This window comes from Lysinibacillus mangiferihumi (assembly GCF_003049665.1).
In the GTDB taxonomy this organism is placed as follows: domain Bacteria; phylum Bacillota; class Bacilli; order Bacillales_A; family Planococcaceae; genus Lysinibacillus; species Lysinibacillus mangiferihumi.
Map to the genome: position 1 here is coordinate 136736 of NZ_PYWM01000003.1, position 20813 is coordinate 157548.

19 protein-coding genes are annotated in these 20813 nt (G+C 38.1%); 11 read left to right on the plus strand and 8 right to left on the minus strand.

The window, feature by feature from the left end; all coding sequences use genetic code 11:
* Positions 1-4 precede the first annotated feature (4 nt).
* Entirely contained in the window at positions 5-763 is a 759-nt protein-coding gene (locus tag C9J37_RS04385) for a MeeY/MeeF family manganese export membrane protein (protein WP_107894403.1), read from the minus strand.
* A 449-nt stretch (positions 764-1212) separates the two neighbouring features.
* Between C9J37_RS04385 and C9J37_RS04390 the strand changes: the two genes are divergently transcribed.
* Positions 1213-2964, plus strand: coding sequence for an ABC transporter ATP-binding protein (locus C9J37_RS04390; protein ID WP_107894404.1), 1752 nt, complete (start codon positions 1213-1215; stop codon positions 2962-2964).
* A gap of 72 nt (positions 2965-3036) precedes the next feature.
* Here C9J37_RS04390 and C9J37_RS04395 read toward each other — a convergent pair whose 3' ends face one another.
* The 6 genes from C9J37_RS04395 to C9J37_RS04420 all read right to left on the minus strand — a co-directional run bounded on the left by C9J37_RS04395 (position 3037) and on the right by C9J37_RS04420 (position 9168).
* Positions 3037-4197, minus strand: a complete 1161-nt coding sequence (locus C9J37_RS04395) for a Ger(x)C family spore germination protein (RefSeq protein WP_107894405.1) — start codon at positions 4195-4197, stop codon at positions 3037-3039.
* On the minus strand, positions 4190-5647 hold the full coding sequence (locus C9J37_RS04400; RefSeq protein ID WP_107894406.1) for a spore germination protein: 1458 nt from the start codon (positions 5645-5647) through the stop codon (positions 4190-4192). Before C9J37_RS04400 ends, C9J37_RS04395 begins: the two co-directional genes overlap by 8 nt.
* A complete protein-coding gene (locus C9J37_RS04405; RefSeq protein ID WP_107894407.1) occupies positions 5647-6771 on the minus strand; it encodes an endospore germination permease in 1125 nt (374 codons plus the stop codon). Before C9J37_RS04405 ends, C9J37_RS04400 begins: the two co-directional genes overlap by 1 nt.
* Positions 6772-6880: 109 nt before the next feature.
* Complete coding sequence (locus tag C9J37_RS04410) at positions 6881-7771, minus strand: anti-sigma-V factor RsiV (RefSeq protein WP_107894408.1); 891 nt, start codon at positions 7769-7771, stop codon at positions 6881-6883.
* Positions 7764-8282, minus strand: coding sequence for an RNA polymerase sigma factor SigV (locus C9J37_RS04415; RefSeq protein ID WP_024361045.1), 519 nt, complete (start codon positions 8280-8282; stop codon positions 7764-7766). The genes C9J37_RS04410 and C9J37_RS04415 overlap by 8 nt, the downstream gene beginning before the upstream one ends.
* Positions 8283-8400: 118 nt before the next feature.
* On the minus strand, positions 8401-9168 hold the full coding sequence (locus C9J37_RS04420; protein WP_107894409.1) for a TSUP family transporter: 768 nt from the start codon (positions 9166-9168) through the stop codon (positions 8401-8403).
* 217 nt (positions 9169-9385) lie between these two features.
* Here C9J37_RS04420 and C9J37_RS04425 point away from each other — a divergent pair, with 217 nt between their 5' ends.
* Positions 9386-9811, plus strand: a complete 426-nt coding sequence (locus C9J37_RS04425; RefSeq protein ID WP_107894410.1) for a hypothetical protein — start codon at positions 9386-9388, stop codon at positions 9809-9811.
* A 75-nt stretch (positions 9812-9886) separates the two neighbouring features.
* Positions 9887-10885: an LLM class flavin-dependent oxidoreductase gene (locus tag C9J37_RS04430; protein WP_107894411.1), complete on the plus strand. Its 999-nt coding sequence runs from the start codon at positions 9887-9889 to the stop codon at positions 10883-10885.
* A 165-nt stretch (positions 10886-11050) separates the two neighbouring features.
* Here the strand turns inward: C9J37_RS04430 and yfkAB are convergent, their stop codons facing one another.
* Positions 11051-12163: a radical SAM/CxCxxxxC motif protein YfkAB gene (yfkAB, locus tag C9J37_RS04435; protein WP_107894412.1), complete on the minus strand. Its 1113-nt coding sequence runs from the start codon at positions 12161-12163 to the stop codon at positions 11051-11053.
* A 395-nt stretch (positions 12164-12558) separates the two neighbouring features.
* On the opposite strand from yfkAB, the gene C9J37_RS04440 reads away from it, so the two are divergent.
* From C9J37_RS04440 to cntE, 8 genes are all read left to right on the plus strand, one after another.
* Complete coding sequence (locus tag C9J37_RS04440) at positions 12559-13248, plus strand: YjjG family noncanonical pyrimidine nucleotidase (protein WP_107894413.1); 690 nt, start codon at positions 12559-12561, stop codon at positions 13246-13248.
* Between the two features lie 160 nt (positions 13249-13408).
* Positions 13409-14323 (plus strand): S-layer homology domain-containing protein, encoded by a 915-nt coding sequence (locus tag C9J37_RS04445; RefSeq protein ID WP_107894414.1) that lies wholly within the window; start codon positions 13409-13411, stop codon positions 14321-14323.
* A 185-nt stretch (positions 14324-14508) separates the two neighbouring features.
* A complete protein-coding gene (gene nikA / locus C9J37_RS04450) occupies positions 14509-16104 on the plus strand; it encodes a nickel ABC transporter substrate-binding protein (RefSeq protein WP_107894415.1) in 1596 nt (531 codons plus the stop codon).
* 4 nt (positions 16105-16108) lie between these two features.
* Positions 16109-17050, plus strand: a complete 942-nt coding sequence (locus C9J37_RS04455) for an ABC transporter permease (protein ID WP_107894416.1) — start codon at positions 16109-16111, stop codon at positions 17048-17050.
* Entirely contained in the window at positions 17050-17856 is an 807-nt protein-coding gene (locus C9J37_RS04460) for an ABC transporter permease (RefSeq protein WP_107894417.1), read from the plus strand. The genes C9J37_RS04455 and C9J37_RS04460 overlap by 1 nt, the downstream gene beginning before the upstream one ends.
* A 15-nt stretch (positions 17857-17871) precedes the next feature.
* Positions 17872-18744 (plus strand): ABC transporter ATP-binding protein, encoded by an 873-nt coding sequence (locus tag C9J37_RS04465; RefSeq protein WP_107894418.1) that lies wholly within the window; start codon positions 17872-17874, stop codon positions 18742-18744.
* Complete coding sequence (locus tag C9J37_RS04470) at positions 18738-19562, plus strand: ABC transporter ATP-binding protein (RefSeq protein ID WP_107894419.1); 825 nt, start codon at positions 18738-18740, stop codon at positions 19560-19562. The genes C9J37_RS04465 and C9J37_RS04470 overlap by 7 nt, the downstream gene beginning before the upstream one ends.
* Entirely contained in the window at positions 19559-20758 is a 1200-nt protein-coding gene (gene cntE, locus C9J37_RS04475; RefSeq protein WP_107894420.1) for a staphylopine family metallophore export MFS transporter CntE, read from the plus strand. Before C9J37_RS04470 ends, cntE begins: the two co-directional genes overlap by 4 nt.
* Positions 20759-20813: the final 55 nt, after the last annotated feature.

A 20813-nucleotide genomic window follows, 5' to 3' on the forward strand; every position in this document is an offset into this window, starting at 1 on the left:
TACATTATGCTTCTTTCTTTTGGTTTTTGACACCTACTAAGTAGCCAATTAGCGCAATCGCAAGTAACACGATCCAGAATGTCGCTTTCCACATTGTTGAATGTGGGAATTCGTGAGGAATAAAGCCTAATTTTTCATGTGCTAACGTTAAAACTGCTAACTTTACGCCAACCCAACCAACGATTAAAAATGCAGCTGTTTCAAGTGAAGGGAATTTTTCTAGTACACGTACGAACCAGCGTGCTGCAAATCGCATCATGACAACCCCGATAATACCACCAAGGAACATAACACCGAATTGTCCTGCATTAATGCCACCTACATCGAAATTACCTAAATGCGGCAATGTAACAGCGATTGCCACTGCAGCTAAAATGGAATCTACCGCAAAGGCAATGTCCGCAAGTTCTACTTTAATAACGGTCATCCAGAAACCAGATTGTTTTTTAGGTTCTTTAATTTCTTCTGATTCTCCGGCGGCTTTCCGCGAATCGTAAATATGTTTAATTGACATGAATAACAAGTAGGCAGCACCTAATGCCTGAATTTGCCAGAAATTTACGAGTGTTGTAATTAAGAATAGTGCGGCAAAACGGAAAACGAATGCACCAACTAATCCGTATAATAATGCCTTTTGTTGTTGTGCTTTTGGTAAATGTTTTACCATCACGGCCATCACGACCGCGTTATCTGCCGCTAATAGTCCTTCTAGTACAATTAATACGACAAGTACCCAAGCGTATTCTAATAAAATCGCTTCCAAATTTGTTTCCTCCTTTGTTGTGGACAGAAATGAATAATATGCTCTTTCCTATTTTTAATTTTAGGCAAAAGAAAAAGACCCATGCCTAAAAAATAGGCAAAGGTCTTGCTAAGCAATTATTTGGAAGCTCCAAATAATAATTTGTACCAATAATTACTAGTACAGTACTCATCCATGTAAGACATTAGATGAGTTTGCTATCACACCCGATGGTTGCTACCATGTAATGACGAATGTGAAATCAGATGTATCGCTCACATCTGCTAGCTACTCCCCTTTGACAAAAATGTCAAAAGCTATTCAATTCTTCTTACTAAGGATTATAGCACGTTGTTCGCAAAAAGCAAATAAAAATGTAGTGCTATACTAAATTTTTTCCTAATTTTTCTCATGAGTGGTACTATATGATGATAAGTGAAATTTTTTAACAACTTAGAGGGGAGACCTATATGTATAAAAAGTTTTTTTCATACTACAAACCACATAAACGATTATTTGCTATCGATTTTTCCAGTGCCATTGTCGTAGCAATACTAGAGCTAGCCTTTCCTTTAGCTGTACAATGGTTTATTGACAAGCTTCTTCCTACAGGAGATTGGGGCATGATTGTTAAAGTGAGTATTATGCTATTACTAGTATATGCTCTTAGTACAGTATTAAACTTTATCGTCAATTACCTAGGGCATAAACTTGGTATCAATATCGAAACTGATATGCGACAGGAGCTGTTTAATCATGTGCAGCGTCAATCATTCCGTTTTTTTGATAATACAAAAACCGGCCATATTATGAGTCGAATTACGAATGATTTATTTGATATAGGAGAGTTTGCTCACCATGGACCAGAGGATTTATTCATTGCCATCATGACATTTTTGGGCGCTTTCGTCATTATGTTTAATGTCAATCCAACACTTGCGCTAATAGCAGCCATTATGGTGCCATTTTTAATGTGGCTTGTTACGGTTAGTAACATCAAGATGAATAATGCATGGAAAACGTTGTACGGAAAAATTGCAGATGTCAACGGTCGCGTAGAGGATAGTGTGTCTGGTGTACGTGTTGTGAAATCATTTACAAATGAAACATTTGAAATGGAGCGTTTTAAGGAACAAAATAGCTATTTCCGTTCAGCAAAATTATACGCGTATAAAATTATGGCAGGGGCGCATTCAAGCATCTATATGATGACTCGTTTGTTAACGTTAGTAGTCCTTGTTGTGGGCGCATGGTTAAGCTTTAATGGGAAATTATCGTATGGGGGACTTGTCAGCTTCGTTTTGTATACGAATGTTCTGATTAAACCTATTGATAAAATTAGTGCTTTGCTAGAGCTTTATCCAAAAGGTATGGCGGGTTTTAAACGTTTTCGTGAGTTGATAGAGCAGGAGCCTGAGGTTCAGGATCGAGACGGTGCACAACCAGTAACACATTTATGCGGGGACATTTCATTTAAAAATGTTGAGTTTAATTATGATGCGTCTAAAGCTGTTTTAAAAGATATTTCATTTGATGTACGGGCAGGACAAACCATTGCCTTCGTTGGACCATCGGGTGCCGGGAAAACCACTATATGTTCTTTAATTCCAAGATTTTATGATGTCCATCAGGGTGCCATTACGATTGATGGTTTGGATGTGCGAGATATGACTCAAGCCTCTCTTCGTGAACAAATCGGTATTGTCCAACAGGATGTCTTTTTATTTACAGGAACAATTCGAGAAAACATTGCATATGGACGTTTAGGAGCAAGTGATGAAGAGGTTCAGGAAGCTGCTAAAAGAGCCCATCTCGAGTCCTTTATTGCTGAATTGCCAGATGGTTATGAAACACAAATTGGTGAGCGTGGGTTAAAGTTATCAGGCGGGCAAAAGCAACGTATTGCTATTGCTCGTATGTTCTTGAAAAATCCACCGATTTTAATTTTAGACGAAGCAACCTCTGCATTAGATACCGAAACGGAAATGATTATCCAACAGTCGTTAGCAGAGCTTGCTGAAAATCGAACAACGCTTATTATTGCACACCGCCTTGCGACCATCCGCAATGCAGATCGTGTGCTTGTTGTTACACAAAACGGGATTGAAGAGGACGGCACGTATGAGGAACTGGTTGCACAAGATGGTACTTTTGCGAAACTTCATCATATTCAATTTCGCAAAGCCGATAGTAAAAGAGACATTCAACCAATTGAATGTTAAATAGCATGTAAGATTGTAAAGTAAAAAGGCATCGAATGCGAAATGATTCGATGCCTTTGTTTGATTTGACAACTATTTTCTAATTGTTTCGATATAAGATCCTCTGCCAGGATTTATTTTGTAAACATTTACTTTAATATTACGAATAGAATCTTCAGTTAACTCTATTTTTCCGTTATTTTCTATTTTTTTCCACAGTTTAACATCTTTGCGGTAAAGTCGTTCAGATAAACGGTAAATATCTGTGTCCAACGCTATAGCTTCCTTAAACGTTTCTCTTACCTCTTTTTCCACTTGTTTTTCGATCTCTTTCCGAATTTCTTTAGAAGTGATTTTTTTTGTAATACCAAGAACGCTGGTTGCCTCCAATTTGATTTCGATATCAAATTGTACATTTTCGTTTTTTACGATAGGTGTAATATGAACTTTTATATGTTCCAAAGCAACGGTTACATAGGAATTTTCGTCTTCACCAATTTGCCCTGTGATTTCACTGCGCATTGTTTCATCGGTCATCCATTTGACACCGTTAGCTTTATTTTGTGTGAGAGACCCTTTATAGCCTTCATTCGATAACAGGGCAACACCCTTTATTTCTATAGATTCAGCCTGTCCTTTCGACGTTTCCCATCCTTTATCAATTGAGACGAGAGGTAAATACACTTCATGACTAGGCTCATTTAGACCGATGACCAATTTTCGAACATTAATCGGTGTAACAAAAGATTCTTGCCTAAACGAATTTAATGGATCGCCGAGTTTTGATAATGTAAGTGCTTTATTATTAATTGGTGTCACAACAAGTAATTCATCGAGAGGCTCTTTCGTGCCATATACCCATATTTGGTATCTCATTTCGCGATAACGCGTTAAAAAATCGAGTACTTGGTTGACTTTGTTGCTTTTCATTACTTCTTCTGAAAGTATAATGTAGGTAATATGACCCCAAAACGCTTTTTGATCAATGGAATGATATAAATCGAAAAAAGAATCTTCTATTGTTTTACCTTTGGCATGTCCAATTTCAGCTTGTTGAGCTTGCGGATTATTAGGCTGTTCGGATTTGGCTATATTGGCAAAATCAATAATTTGCATATAGGTTTCATAATGACCATCTTTAAAATCTATACCAAGTGCATGAATATAGTACATCCTTTGTGGTTCAGTGACATCCCAACAACCTGAGAGCAGTGTCGTCAGTACTACCAATATACAGAGTATTTTTTTATTCATTTTTATCCTCACTCGTACGTGTTTGATCTTGTGGTGCAAGATAGTTTGGGCGTTTGGCGTAACCTTTAGGGGATAAGCGGAAAAGTGTTTTCTTAATGGTTTGCCAGTCTAAATCACCGCCAACTTGCATATAAGAATAACCGAATATTCTTATATTACATAAGTAAAGAAGGGTTAAGTATAGGGATATGAAGAAGCCAAATAACCCAAAGAAGCCGCTTAACAAAATAAAACCAACACGGAAAATACTAATGGTCGTAACGAGAGATTGGTTTACAAGTGTAAAGGAAGCGATGGTAGAGACAGCAATAATAACGATCATTTCTGGGCTTGTCACACCGGCACGTATGGCTGCATCACCAATAATTAAACCACCAACAACACTTATCGTTCCGCCAATAACAGATGGTAAACGTAGACCCGCTTCTCGAAATAGCTCAAACATCAGTAGCATTATTAGCATTTCCAATGAAGAGGGAAGAGGTAAACCAGTTCGACCTTGCACAACCGTTGCTAAAAACAGTAAAGGTAATTGATTTTGATGATAAGTCGTTAAGGCAAGCCAAAAAGCAGGTAAGAGCAAACCGATAAAAATACCTGATATACGTAGTAAACGTTCCAGTGAACTAAAAACAATCGGGTATTCATTATCCTCGCCTGATTTTAATAGTAAAAATAAATTAACCGGTGTGATAACCGCATACGCTACACCATCTACAAAAATAAGAAAACGTCCGCGAATCAATGCTTGAATCGCGAAATCTGGGCGTCCTGTATAATCAGTTTTCGGGAAAAAGCGCGTATTTTTGTTGACACGTTCCATTAGCAAATCACCGCTAAAGACAATATCTGTATCAACGGATTGTAGCTGAACTTTTAGGCTATTTAAAATGTCCATGTTGGCGATGTCACCAAAATAAAGTATGGCAACCGTTGTTTTTGAACGTTTTCCCAATTCCATTTTTTCAACACATAAGGAATTCGTCGGCAGTCGTTTTCTTAATAACGCAATATTGACGGAAATATCTTCAATAAAGTTATCTCGAGGCCCTTTAACAAGTACTTCCATCCGTGTTTCTTCCGGATTACGATTTGGCTTTTTGGCAATATTACTTGCGTAAAGTAGTTCATCGGATTCAAAATAAAGAAGTAAGTGGCCAGTATATACGAGTGATATGGCATCTGATTCTTCTGTTACTTGTTTTAAGTTAGGGATGTGTAACTTTGTATCGATAGCATCTTGCAGTGATGTGTCTGTTAAATTATCAAAAAGAGATTGAACGCGCCTTACAATCACGTCATGGAGTAGTTGCTGATCAATCATTGCCTCACAAATGACGAATTGTACTCGATGCTGCTTAAATACATATTCTTGAAAATGAACGTCAGCAGATTTTTCAAATAACTGCTTTAAGCGTGTTAAATCTAAGGACTTTTCTGTTGAAGGCATCAGGTGTCACCACTTTCCGTGTCTTGGTAATCGGCTTTAGACTTGTTTGCTTTTTTTCCTGACATGAAAGCTACAATCATTAAAAAAATGGATAGTAAGAAAAAGAAAATAAACGTAGCTGTTAATATATAATTTCCTTTGAGTTCTAGAAATATGTGCTCATTTAATAATATTAGTGGCAGGCATATGAAAAAGAACGGAAGTGCTACCATTTTCCATATGCGTTGGTGGTCTCCCACCATGCCCAGTAAGTCCGTTACAACGTATAAAATAAATCCAACACGAATAAATGTTCCTGTAAGCCATTGATAAATAGAAAGAAAGTCTAAATGTTCTACATAACGTCCTATAGTTACTAATCCCCACTCTTCATAAGCAGGATACCGTTGTTTAGCAGCTTCAGTAGGTCCAAATTCTGTAATGGCACCAATAAGTGGTCCCAATGTTAACCCTGCTAGAATCACTAGCATGATGGCAAAGTGATGCCAACGAAGGCGATCTTTAATTTGATGTTGGATGAGTAAAAATATTATTAATTCTGAAAAGCCGGAAGCGGGGTAGATGAGCCCCGATAAAATTGGTTGGAAACCATGCTCTAAAAAAGGACGTAGTAACTCATGGTCCTTCACTTGTAAATTGGTGAACGCTACAAAAAAGCCAAATACGACGACTGCTAATAAAACGAATACATTGACAATAACAATGGTTTGTAAACTAGTCATGACAAGCAAAATACAAAGCGTGACATAAATCGTAAGCAAAATTAACTTTGGTGTTTTAGGTAAAAAGGTTGTATTGATCCACTGTAACGTTTCAATCATTGTAAAGGCTGCAATAATCATGAGGGAAATTACGATTGTATAGATGACGATATTTGAGCCGACTTTTCCTATTTTTTGTTTTAACCAATCTTTTAAAGGTTCTTGTTTTGATTTTCTATGAATATACACTAAAAGAAAGAGCCAAGGAAACATGATTAGTGATGTGAAAATAACGGATAACCAGCTATCTCTTTCTGCAACCTCTAATAATGGAGGCATAATGGTTACGTGATTTTTTAAGCCAATAACTGTCATTGCTAGGAAGACAACATGTAAAATACTAATCGATCCGACACTTTTCATATAAAAACCCTCTAACCTGTTTTGATACATATTAGCATTGACAAAAAGTTGAAGGATTATAAGTTATAAAAAGGCACTATCTCATGAAACTTGAGATAGTGCCAGCTATTTAGTGAATATATTGATTGCTTACAAGACTGTTTTGAAGTACGTCAGTTGGAATTTCAAATTCTACTACGCCCATATAACCAGGTGCTACTTCATATTTATCGAATGAAATGATAAGCTTTCCTTTATCCGAAATATAGAATTGTTGGTCAGCGTCAATAGCTTTAAAATCGTCCATTAAATCCTCATCAGGCAATCCTGCCCCTTTGACCCAATAGATTTTTTCTTCGTTCGATGTAGCAATTTGTTCACGCATTTGTTCTTTAATATTGTCACTAATGACACGAATATAGCTGTCATCTTTAAATAACATTGGTAACGTGATTAAAATTTCATTTTGTTTATCAATCGTATCATAATGCATCACTGTTGAAGAGGAGCCAACTGTATTGACGATATAACGTCCTATCGATAAAATTTGATCGTTATCTGTTTTAATGTCATAGCCGCTATCTACGCCATAGTGACCACCGCCATTCGCCTTGATATCCCCAACATCTGCAATAAATTCATCGTAAAGTGCTTTTCCTTCTGCACGATACTTTTCATTTAATGTATTGGCAAGCTTTTGATTTTCTAAATTTTCAATAGAAGGAACTTTAATATTCGCTTCATATGTGTCATCTGCCACTTCGTATTCAGTCCAAGTAAGTACTTTTACAACACTTCCGACAACAGGTATTTCCGAAAGCGTACGTGCCATTGCAGGGCTAACGTTTAAGCTAGCGGTAAACAGCATAGCTGCTGCTGCTGTTCCTAGTAACCAGTGTGGCGTTCGATTTTTTTTCTTCTTATTACTTTGCTTTAATGCATTTTCCACAACAAAGTCAAGCTCTTTTGGAATTGGTACTTCTTCATATTGTTTTTTTAAATCTTTTAATTTTTTATCCATGTGCGGTTTCTCCCTTCCCATCTTGGAGTTGTATTTTTAACAGTTTTAATGCTTTATATAGGCGTGATTTTGCTGTGCTCAACTTGATGTCTAATATACTGGCAACATCAGCTAGCTTTAAATCCTCAAAGTAATGCAAAATCACTACTTCACGGTACATCTGGGGTAATTCTTCTAACGCATGCTCTAGGTCGATGTCTTCGTAAATATCTTCTTGAGCAGGTGTTAAATATTGTAGTGTGTCGTCGTCTGTTACTTGTAAGCGATTGTGTTTGCGCAAAAAATCTATTGCTGTTCTTACAACGATTTTGTAAAACCAGCTTTTCATATAATCCACATGCTCTAATCGATCGAGAGAAAGCATCGCTTTTTGAATGCTGTCTTGTACTATATCGAGTGCATCCTGCTCATTTTTCGTATAGCTATAGGCTAGCAAATAAAATCGTTCTTTCTGTTCGCGAATTAACTGGACAAACACCTCTTCATGTTGAAATGCATTTCTTGTTTTCATGTCCAAAGAAGCTCCTTTTTAACATTTTCAAATTGTATACAACTACTAGACGTGTGAAAGTGGAGAAAAAGTTGATAGAAAGAAAAAAACTTACCTCCTGTAAGAGGTAAGAAGGATTTTATAAAAAATAGTCGTATGTATTTTTCAGTAGTAATAAAATTGTGACGACAATAAATAGCTTACGTACATAACTGCTCCCACGTTTAATAGCAAATTTTGAACCAACTATCGCACCTGCAATTTGCGCAAGCCCCATAGCGAAGCCGTAAGTATAATGGATCTGTCCTAAGTAGATAAACATTAAAAGTGCTGCAATGTTACTGCCAAAATTCAAAAATTTAGCATTGCCCGCTGATTTTAAAAAGTCAAAGCCTACTATTAGAAAAGCAAATAGTAAGAATGAGCCTGTACCTGGTCCTAAAAAACCATCATAGAAACCAATTAAAGTAATAATAAGGATGAAAGCAGCATATCGTTTAGGTGTTAGCTTATTATATGTAGAAATGCTCCCCCAGTCTTTTTTAAATATTGTATAAACGGCTACAACGGCTAGCATAATTAACATTAACGGTTTTAAAACACTTGGATCGATTAAATGGACAATCCATGCCCCGACCATGGAGCCAATAAAAACAAATGGAAATAGCTTGTAGACAGAGCGGATGTCTAATTTTCCAGAGCGGTAAAACGTAATGGTACTTGTCAGAGAGCCCATTGTACCAGCAAGTTTATTGGTTGCGACAGCGGCAGAAGGTGGTAATCCTACGAATAAGAGGGCAGGCAATGAAATAAGCCCACCTCCACCAACTACAGAGTCAATAAATGCGGCCAAAAAGCCAAAAATAATAAGAATCAATAATATATTCAAATCTAAATCAAAAGGCACCAACGTCATCTCTTTTCTATAATAATAATCTGATATTAGCGGAACATAGAGTGACTGTAAATAGTTTGAAATAAATTTGAGTACCGCATTTAGTATGGTTCAATTGTGATGGAAATATAAAAAAATCTACAAAATACAAAAATTTTCTACTTTATGTAACTATTTTAATGTATTATGAAGAAAATGATGTTTTTGCGTAAAGGGGACGTGATGACATTTGTCTTTAGGAAATCATTTTCGGGTTTTTGTTTGTGTTGTATTTATGGGGATACTTGTAGGTTATGTGTTCAATGCGAAAAAGGATGTTACCGATAATGTGTACATCGATTCAGTAAAAGAGGGCTATTTAGTTGACTTTACCGATGTGAAAGTCCGGGATGCCTTTAATTATGCTTTTACAGAACCCTATTGGCGTTATTATGAGGCGAAAACGGGTCAACATGTTGTTGAACTTTCAGGGGACATTGTGTTTTTAGAGGAAAAGGGACATGCTATTTTGCAATTTGTTGTGAATGAGGAAGCGAACGAATTTAAGCTTTTCGCAATGAAATTTAACGATGAAGTACTGGATTCACAACAAAAAGGAACGCTTATTGGCATGGTGTATGAAACATGGGAAATGAAACAACTCGCTTATCAGTAAGTGCTTTTGCTTTGTAAAATAGAATTACTATATTACAGTAGTAAAGAGAGCATACAGACAGAGAGGATGTTTTCATTGAAGTTAAGTATTTTAGATCAAATTCCTGTACCAAAAGGTCATAATGCTGAACAGGCATTTTTGCGGACAGAACAATTAGCGCTTTTAGGTGAAGAACTAGGCTTCAATCGTATGTGGTTGGCAGAACATCATAATAGCGCATCATTGGCAAGCTCAGCGCCTGAAATAACAGCGGCTTATTTAGCTGCGAAAACAAAACGTTTACGCATTGGCACTGGTGGCGTTATGATGATGCATTATTCGCCGTACAAGTTGGCAGAAGTCTTTAAAACATTAAGTGCACTTGCACCGAATCGCATTGACTTTGGTGTTGGCCGTGCACCTGGTGGAGACCATGCATCGATCTATGCACTTGCAGAGGGACGCAGACAGCATTTTGATGAACAATATGATAAACTCGATACCATTTTAAAACTGATGAATAACCAAAAGACTGGCCAATCAGTCTATGATCAAGTCATTGCATCACCTACTATCAGTCAATTACCAGAAGCGTGGTTGCTTGGTTCAAGCGGTCAAAGTGCCATGCAAGCAGGGCAACGTGGTGTAGGTTATTCGTATGCCCAGTTCTTTACTGGCAATATGTCTAAAGATATTTTTGATACGTATAAATCGTACTTTACACCTTCTTATTATATGGAAAAACCGCAAATTATCGTTACTTATGCGACAACGGTTGCCGATACTTTAGAGGAGGCAGAATACTTAGCGAAACCGATTGATATTACGCGGCTTCAATTGATGAAGGGCCAAATTATCCAAGCGATGTCGCCTGAAGAGGCGCAGGACTATCCATTGACCGAGATGGATAAAATGATGATTGCCAATAATCGTAAAGCCAACATTGTTGGCACACCGAAGGACGTTGCGGCATTTTTAGTGGCAGAGCAGGAGCAATATGGCTTTGATGAAGTAATGCTAAACTGCAATCAATATGCCCAGGAAAGCCGCTTAAATTGTTATAAACTGCTGGCAAAAGAATTGATTTCACAATAATTTTTTTAATATTAGTTAACCGTAATTGCGGAAAATAGGTTATGACAAGTAGCTCCTAGCAAAAAAGCGCAACACGCCAATACAGAACAAGAAATCAACGCAATATAAATAATATTTATAGTAAAATGTCCAATGCATTCAAGCGCATTGGACATTTTTGTTTGTTTAAAGTTTTGCTGAGCCACTCGTAAAGGTAGTGTGCTGATAGTACATATTTTTTACTAAGACGTTCGGACCTAAGCATTTTACAGCGGGACAGTGGCAGTTTAATGATTTGGCTAAATCTGTCGCCATCCATTTATCGAAAATTGCAGGTAGTTTATCCTGAGCAATATTGCCAAGCGCTGATGCATCGCCAAAGTCTGTAACGATTACATCGCCTGTAAAAATATTAACGTTTAGTCGAGAACGACCATCTGGATCATTACGCACTGTCACGTTTTTCGTCTCGCGTATACGTTTTAATAGTTTTTGATCTTCCTCATCGGTACTACATGGATAAAACGGTAGCGTACCAAATAACATCCAAGTCTTTTCATCACGCACATCAAGTAAATGATGAATAGCAGCGCGAGTTTCCGCTAGAGAAAGTGAGCTGAGTGAACTGGCGAAGTCTGATGGATACATTGGATGTACTTCGTGACGTGCACAGTGCATTTCGTTGATAATTTGATTGTGAATATGCTCTAGGTAAGGCAATGTTTTTTTGTTGAGCATTGTTTCAGCTGATACCATAACGCCGTGTTCCGCAAGCATTTTTGAGTTATCAATCATGCGTTGGAACAAAGCCGCACGCTGTTCATAAGTTGGTTTTCGCTCCATCATGGCAAAGCCTGTTTCAACAAATTCATCCACCGTACCCCAGTTATGTGAAATATGTAAAACATCCAAATAGGGTGCAATGAGTAAATAACGCTCTGGTTCGATTGTTAAGTTGGAATTAATTTGTGTACGCACCCCACGCGCATGTGCGTATTTTAAGAGTGGGAGTACATAATTTTGCACGGATTTCTTCGACATCATCGGTTCGCCACCAGTAATGCTAAGTGTTTTTAAGTGTGGAATTTCATCTAGTCGCTTTGTGATCAACTCCATTGGCAAGGCTTGCGGATCTTTATTTTGCAATGTATAGCCGACTGCACAGTGTGCACAGCGCATATTGCAAAGGGTTGTTGTTGTAAATTCAATATTTGATAGGGTCATTTGCCCATGTTGTTCAACATCTAAATACGCTTCCCATGGATCAAAGTGGGGTGTAATTGTTTGTAAGGTCGTCATAATTCGTACATCTTCCTTTCTAGCATTCTATTGTCTCATATTCACTACTATTTTCAAATATGAAATTATTGAAAGAGCTTTTTTTCGTTTAAATGATGCATTTTAATCTTTCTGTAGGAAATAATGTTCATATAAGAAAACGCTAAATATTTCTATGAGGTTATGTGTAAGACGTTGAACTTATTGGCTAAATATTAACGCGCGGTGAGGAAATGGATTGACAGTATTCAGTCCATGATTTAAGTGAAGTACAGGAAGCGGTAAAAAAGGCTGTTTGCTTTAAATACACCGATGCAAAGAAAAGACTGAGTGTATAGTTTACTATTTTTCCAAAAAAACGTTATGATAAAGAAAGCAAGGCGGTAAGACCGTAACAAAGAAAGTAGGAAATCGTTTTGAATAAGTATGAGATACTATTATTTGATGTAGATGATACATTATTAGATTTTGATTTGGCTGAAAATGCAGCACTAGACCGTTTGTTTGAACAAGAAAATATTGCTACTACACCAGAGATGATTGCCCGCTATAAAGAAATTAATGAGTCCTTGTGGCGTGCCTTTGAACGAGGCGAAGTAACAAAAAATACATTACATAATACTCGCTTCTCCATCGCGTTAAAGGAATTTGGTATAGAGGTAGACGGAGAATATTTTGAAGCTGGTTTCCAAAAGTACTTGCAGGAAGCGCATCATTATGTTGATGGCGCCTATGAGCTGATTGCACAGCTTGCGAGTAGTTATGATTTATATGTCGTTTCGAATGGTAAGACGAAGACGCAAAATAAACGATTAGCAGATGCAGATTTAGCAAAATACTTTAAAGGGATTTTTATTTCAGAGCAAACAGGCTATCAGAAACCGATGCCGGCTTTTTTCGATTATGTTTTTGAGCGTATCGAGGGCTTAGATAAAGACAAGACCATGATTGTTGGCGATTCGCTAACATCGGATGTTAAAGGTGGTTTGCTAGCAGGAATTGATACGTGTTGGTTTAACATTCGCAATATTAACAATGCAACGGATATTCAACCTCATTATGAAATTAAAAAATTGCACGAGTTGCATTTGTTATTAAATCAATAATAAAATGAAGGAACTTCGCTCAACTATTAGCAGTTATAATAGTGAGCGAAGTTTTTATTACTTAAAAATGACGGTTGGTAGGAGTATGTGCTAAAAATACTATATTTTTACACATTTAAATCTATTATGATAGTAATAGAAAAAAAGAGGGAGGACCAATATGAAAGGAATATTTCAAAAAACAATACTAATAACACTGTTGGGGGCGACTATAGCTTTCCCAATGCAAGCATCTGCCTATGACGAACCGACGAATTACGTACATATGAAAACGGAAAATATGACAGTATATTCCGCTTATGGTGCGACCATTTCTGCAACTGAAAAAAATGGTGTTTATAGCATTAAGGCGAATATCGTCAATAATCGTCAACCACTTGAGGTTGTCATTTTTAAAAATGGTCAAACTGGCGTGCTACAGCAAGTGTTTAAAAAAGGAATTACAGAGCCTGTTGCCTATCGAGATGAAGGGGACCGTGTTGTTGCAACCATTCATAATAATGCAGAGCTGAAATTTGTGCACCCTGAACAACTCTATTTCAGTGATCTAACAAGAGCAACAGGGGGTAGCTATATCCAAACTTTGGCGGAGCGCGGTATTATTCGAGGGCGCACACCTGATTATTTTGGCGTAAATGAAGCTTTAACACGTGCACAGTTTAGTGCCATGCTCGTTCGTGCATTTAGCTTCCAGCAGATGCCAACAAAACAGTTTACAGATATAGACGCAAAAAAATCGTGGTACGTTGGTCATGTAGGGGCTTTGCACTCGTTAGGTATTATAAATGGCAAATCGCCAACTATTTTTGATCCGAACGGCAACATTACACGACAGCAGGCAATTTTAATGCTCGGGCGTACATTGGATGCTGTTGATTTTGTGCATGAAGATGAACCGACATTACCTTATGAAGATAGTCGTGCATTCCAAGGAGAGCTACTGCGTCACACGCAAACACTCTATGCGATCGGCGCGCTAGACGATAGTGCAACGTTGAATCCTAACGAATATATAACACGAGGTCAATTTGCAAAAATGCTAGCAGTAACTTTACAAGTTGCAGGCAGATTATAATTGTCAGAATTGTTTGCGTGCCAATTGTTTGCGTGCCTGTCACGGCCTTCACACCTTTTCATCCTTTATTGGAAGAAAAGGTGTTTTTTATTGTATAAGTACTTTACAAAAAGTTAAGAATCAATTAGAATTGCAAATTGTAATGATAATAGTAATCATTACTGTTTATGAAAGGGGAACAAATCATGAAAAAATTGTCTAGTTTCCTACTTATCTTCGCATTGAGTATAGTAGCTGCATGCGGAAATTTAGAGGATAAAAAACAAAGCACAAGTAGCAACCCAAAAAGTGTACTGACCATGTCTTGGGTCAAAGATATTGGTCAAGTTAATCCACATATGTATGCTCCAAATGAACTGTTTGCTCAAGCCATGCTATATGATCCATTAGTGAGCTATGGAGAAGATGGAAAAATACAACCAGCACTCGCTACCTCTTGGGAAATGGCTACAGATGGTAAAAGTTATACTTTTACATTACGTGATGATGTAATGTATTCAGATGGTTCAAAGCTAACTGCGGAAAATGTAAAAAGAAATATTGATACCGTTGTCGATAATAGTGCTGCACATAGCTGGCTAGAAGTTGTTGCGGTTATTGATAACGTGGAAATAATCGATGAACTACAAGTTAAAATCAATTTAAAAGAACCTTATTATCCATTCTTACAAGAATTATCACTTATTCGTCCACTGCGAATGTTAGCGGATAGTGGTTTCCCGGAGAGTGGCACGACAAAGGATGGGATAGCAAAGCCGATTGGTTCAGGCCCGTGGATTTTAACTGACTATCAGCAAGATAGCTTTGCAGAGTTTACACGAAACGAAAATTATTGGGGAGAAAAACCAAAGTTAAAAAAAGTAATCGTCAAAATTATTCCTGATGCACAAGCGCGAATGATGGCGCTAGAAAAAGGGGATATTGATTTAATTTTTGGTAGTGGGCAACTTGCACCTGCGGAATACCAAGCGTTACAAAAAACGGGAAAATATCAAACAATGATTTCAGAGCCATCTTCTACAAGAATTTTATCATTCAATACTACGTATGGGGTGACGCAGGATAAAAATGTAAGACTAGCATTGCAACACGCCTTTGACCGACAAACAATGATTGATTATGTATTGAACGGCTTAGAGCAAGAAGCCTATACATTATTTGCACCAGGTTTTCCATTTAGTGATATCAAACTAGAACATTATACTTACAACTTAGAGAAAGCGACACAACTGCTAGAGGATGCAGGCTGGGCGTTAGAAAGCGGTGCTACATTCCGCACAAAAAATGGGCAAACATTAACGTTAGTAATACCGTATAACAGCGGTGACCAAGTGCATAAGACCATTTTCGAATATTTACAAAGTGCATGGCGTGAAATAGGCGTAGAAGTCCAGTTGATTGGAGAAGAAGATCAACTTTTCAAAATGCGTAGTAAAACAGGTCAATACAACTTGATTATGAATGATACATGGGGAGTACCCTATGATCCGCATATGTATATACGCACAATGACAGGTGACAAGCAAATCGGTTATTACGCACAAAAAGGATTGGCCGTTTCAGAGCAACTGACAGCGAATATAGGGAAAGTAATTCGTTCAACAGACGAAGGACAACGGCGAGCATTGTACGAGTCCATTTTTCAAACAATTCATGAGGAAGCCATTTTCATGCCGTTATCGTACCGTACAAATTATTTAGTTGCGAATAATGAGTTAGCTAATTTGTCATTCTCGAAGCAACAGTATGAAGTCCCTCTAAAAAACTTTGAGGTGAAGTAAGTAGATGGGACGATTTTTAGCGAAGCGATTGGGTAGTATGTTACTGGCGTTTTTTGGTATGACCATTATAGCATTTGGGTTAATTCGTGTTATTCCAGTAGATCCAGTGGAAGCCTATTTTACAATGAATCAAATTCCAATATCAGAAGAAGGACTTGCATCCATGCGTGAGGAAGAGGGCTATAATCGTCCCTTACTCGTGCAATATAGTACTTGGTTGGTAGATGCTATGACGTTGGATTTTGGTGAATCATTTGTATCGAAAAAGTCAGTAACAGCAGAACTTTTACAACGTTTTCATGTCACGCTGACACTTGCAGCAACCGCCTTTATTATGATTGTTACGGTTAGTTTGACGGTTGGTATTTGGTCTGCTACTAAGCGAGGTGGGTTTATTGATTGGCTTAGTCGTTCGTTTATTTTTACACTCGCATCTATGCCGAGCTTCTGGCTTGCTTTTGTTTTTGTTTATATCGTGGCATTAAAATGGGGATTGCTTCCTCTAATGGGGTGGGGTAGTTTTGCACATGTCATTTTGCCTGCTGGAACGCTTGCACTCGGTTTTATTCCTTACTACATTCGGCTCATTCGATCCAGCATGCTGGAAGAAGTCAATAAACCACATGTAGTCTTTGCAAGAGCCCGCGGTGTGAAAGAGTCGGTCATTATACGGAGGCATGTTGTGAAAGGGATTTTACCACAGCTCGTTACTTCGCTTGCTATGACATGTGGTGGATTGCTTGGGGGAGCGGCTATTATTGAAATTGTTTTTACAATATCAGGAGTAGGACGATTTGTTGTAGAGTCGATGTTTGCTAGAGATTATTTTGTGCTACAAGGCTTTATCGTAATGATTGGTGGGCTTTACATCGTCTTTAATTTTGTTGCAGATCTATTGTGTGCACTTGTTGATCCAAGGGTAAGGATAAAAGGAGACGGAGCATAATGAAAAAGAAAATAGCGCTTATTAGTAGTAGTGTGCTTGTGTTATTGCTGATTGCCATGGCAATATTTGCACCGTGGCTTGCCCCAAATGATCCTTATGCGACCAATATGGCATTGAAATTACAAGGTTTTTCTACTGACTATCCATTAGGTACCGATTATTTAGGGCGCTGTGTGTTATCGCGTTTATTATACGGGGCACGAGTATCTCTTTTCATCGCGTTGAGTGTACTTGTCGTAACATTGTTTATTAGCATGTTTGTCGGGCTGCTTGCTGGTTATGTTGGAGGTATTGTCGATTTAGTGTTAATGCGCATTTGCGACATTTTTCTAGCGATTCCTGATTTCGTATTTGCACTTGTAATTGTTGGAGCGCTGGGTGGCGGTATACGTAATATGTTTATCGCCATTGTGCTTGTGTCATGGGTGGGCTTTGCACGGATTATTCGCAACATGGTGCGGTCATTAAAAGAAAGTACGTATGTACAGTATGCGCGTACAATAGGAGTTCCGAAACGGAAAATTATGATAAGACATATTGTACCTTTTGTATTCCCACAAATTCTTTTATTGAAATTAATTGGTCTTGGCTCAACGATTTTACTTATTTCTGAGTTGTCATTTTTAGGTTTAGGAGTGTCAGCACCGATGGCAGAATGGGGCATGATGATTAGCGATAGTAAAACGTATTTGATGAGTCATCCGATGCTCATGTTTCTACCAGGTATTATGATTTCATTCACCGTTTTGATTTTGAATTGGTTTGGCGATGCACTTCGAGAGGCAATGGATCCAAAAGCTATATAGGAGGGAGGTCGTGACATGTTAGAAATACAACAACTTTCTATTTGGATACAAACCGAGAATGGGGAAAAACAAGTCGTACGAGATGCTAGTATGATGATTCCTGCTGGTCAAACAGTCGGTATAGTTGGAGAGAGTGGCAGTGGTAAAACCATGTTGTGTCATGCAGTTATGCAACTATTTCGGGATTCTAGACGCTATAATGGTGATATTTTATTTGAAGGACGTTCATTATTAGCCATGGACGAGCAAGAAATGCGACAGCTTCGAGGTAATGATATTGCGCTTATTATGCAAAATCCGATTGCTATGTTTAACCCTTTGGTTACAGTTGGCGATCATTTCGTTGAAACGATGCAAGCACATACTCCTGTGAAAAAACAACAGGCACTAAAAATAGCCGCACAACAACTAGCGCGCTTTCAACTACCGGATCCATCAATTTTAAAAAAATATCCACATGAGTTAAGTGGTGGGATGCTCCAACGCATTATGATTGCTCTTGCAGCGAGTCTTAGCCCGAAGCTGTTATTAGCCGATGAACCAACGACAGCTCTAGATACGTTGACACAACTTGAGATTTTAGAGGAATTAGCATTATATCAACAGCAAACGAATACAAGTATGCTGATTGTCTCACATGATTTAGGCGTAATTGCCAAAATGGCGGATACCATCGTCGTAATGCGCCGAGGGCAAATTATGGAATATGGTCCTGCTGACTGTATTTTAGTGGAGCCTGTTCATTCCTATACACAAGCACTATTAGCTGCGAAGGATAATAAATACTCGCTCGAACAGTTAGTGGATGCATGGACGGGGGAAGTAAGCGGTGAATTATATGAATATAGGCAAGGTCACTGGGTAAGACAGGAGGAAACCTCATGTTAATGATACAACATGTCTCAAAATGCTATCAGCAAAAAGGCTGGTTTCGTATAAAAGAAAGAATACAGGCTGTGAAAGATGTTACATTAACACTTCGACAGGGTGTATGCTTAGCAATTGTCGGTGAAAGCGGTAGCGGGAAAACAACGCTTGGCAAGCTTGTATTAGGGATAGAACAACCAGATTGTGGCGCGATCCTATTTGATAACTTGAATGTGTGTACGACAGTGAAAGCATCAAAGAAACTGTTACAAAAAAATATACAAGTGGTTTTTCAAGATTGCCAAAGTGCGGTCAATCCGAAAATGAAAATAAAGGACATTATTGCGGAGCCAATGGAACTTCACCTATCACTATCGAAGGCAGAAAGAGTAAAGAAAATCGAACAGTTACTTGTACAAGTTGGATTAGCCCCAAGAGATGCCGATAAATATCCTCATCAATTAAGTGGGGGACAATTACAGCGTGTGACGATAGCAAGAGCCATTGCAACCGAGCCTAAATTAATTGTCCTCGATGAATCTATCAATAGCCTAGATTTACTTGTGCAGATAAGTATATTAAAACTACTAAAACAATTACAGCGAGAAAAAGGGTTTAGTTACTTCTTTATTACCCATGACTTACATGCAGTACAGTTATTTGCTGATGAAGTAGCTGTGATGGATAAAGGAGAAATTGTCGAGTTTGTAAGCGATATAACACAAATTGACAACATGACACATCCAGTAAGTAGACGACTATTAGCAGCAAGATTACCGATTCCTTGTAAGCATCCTTCTCAATCGCAAAGATTTGATCGAGAGGAGCATGTTTCATGAGGTATCATCCATTATCGGGCCGCATGCTCCAAATGTATGGACTCGCTATGTTTTTCTTTACAGCAAATGCAGTATTAACCGTTATTTTTCCTGTTCAGGCAGCAGCGGGAGGCTTTAAAGAAAGTCAAATCGGTGTGATGATGGCGATGTATATGCTTGTCTGTATGTTTTTACGTCCATTTGCTGGGCAGATGGTAGCACAACATAGTCCATATGCAATTATGAAATGGCTATTACTAGCCCACGCGGTAGCATTACTTATTTATGTCGTATTTGGCATTGATAGTCTCTATATTGTGCGGATACTTCAAGGGGTCATCACAGCCTTTTTCTCGATGGCCATGCAACTTGGCATAGCAGATGTGTTACAAGATGAAGATCGTGGGCAGGGGATGTCGATGTATTCCTTATCCACCGTAATGCCTGCAATTTACGGGCCGGCAGTAGCATTGTTACTATGGAGCCAGTTTGAACTGCATTATTTACTGGAATTTATTGTATTTTTAGCAATCGCACCACTATTTTGCTTTATTCGTTCGCCTTTACCGAAAACAAAAGCAGCAAAACAACGGATTTCACTTAACGACATGCTTTATGCTTTAAAGCGTACAAAACAGCATAAAGGGCTAATGCTCTCAGCCATTGTCATGACAATAGGCGCTGCCGTTTTTGGAGCTATTTCAACTTTTGTACCACTTTATATGCTAACGGAAGGTATTGCCAATCCAGCGCTGTATTTATTTTTACAGGCGATTGTCGTTGTCGGTAGCCGTTTTTTATGCCGCCAATTTATCCCTTCTGATGGCAAATGGCATCCGAGGTTTATCTCTATAGTGCTAATCAGTTCAATGCTCGGTACGACATTACTTGCCATGTTACCCATGCTTGGTTCATTCGTTTATATGTCCGCTATTTTTAATGGTTTAGCATCGGCAATGCTCTATCCAACGCTTACTACATATATGTCCTTTGCTATACCAAAGGAAGCTCGTTACACATTGCTAGGGCTCTATTTAGCTACATATGATTTAGGTTTTGGGGCAGGTAGCTTTTTTATGGGCTTCGTTGTGCAATTCACTTCCTATGCCATGATGTTTATGATGTGCACAATAATAGCAGGAATAGCGCTAATACTTGTTCTTATTAAACGTCAAATGACGGGAAAGTACGAGCATCTAATCGTGACAAAGAGCTAATGAGTGCTTTTAGCGAGTAGAAGGAAAAAATAGCTTATCGATGACAAAATTTTGA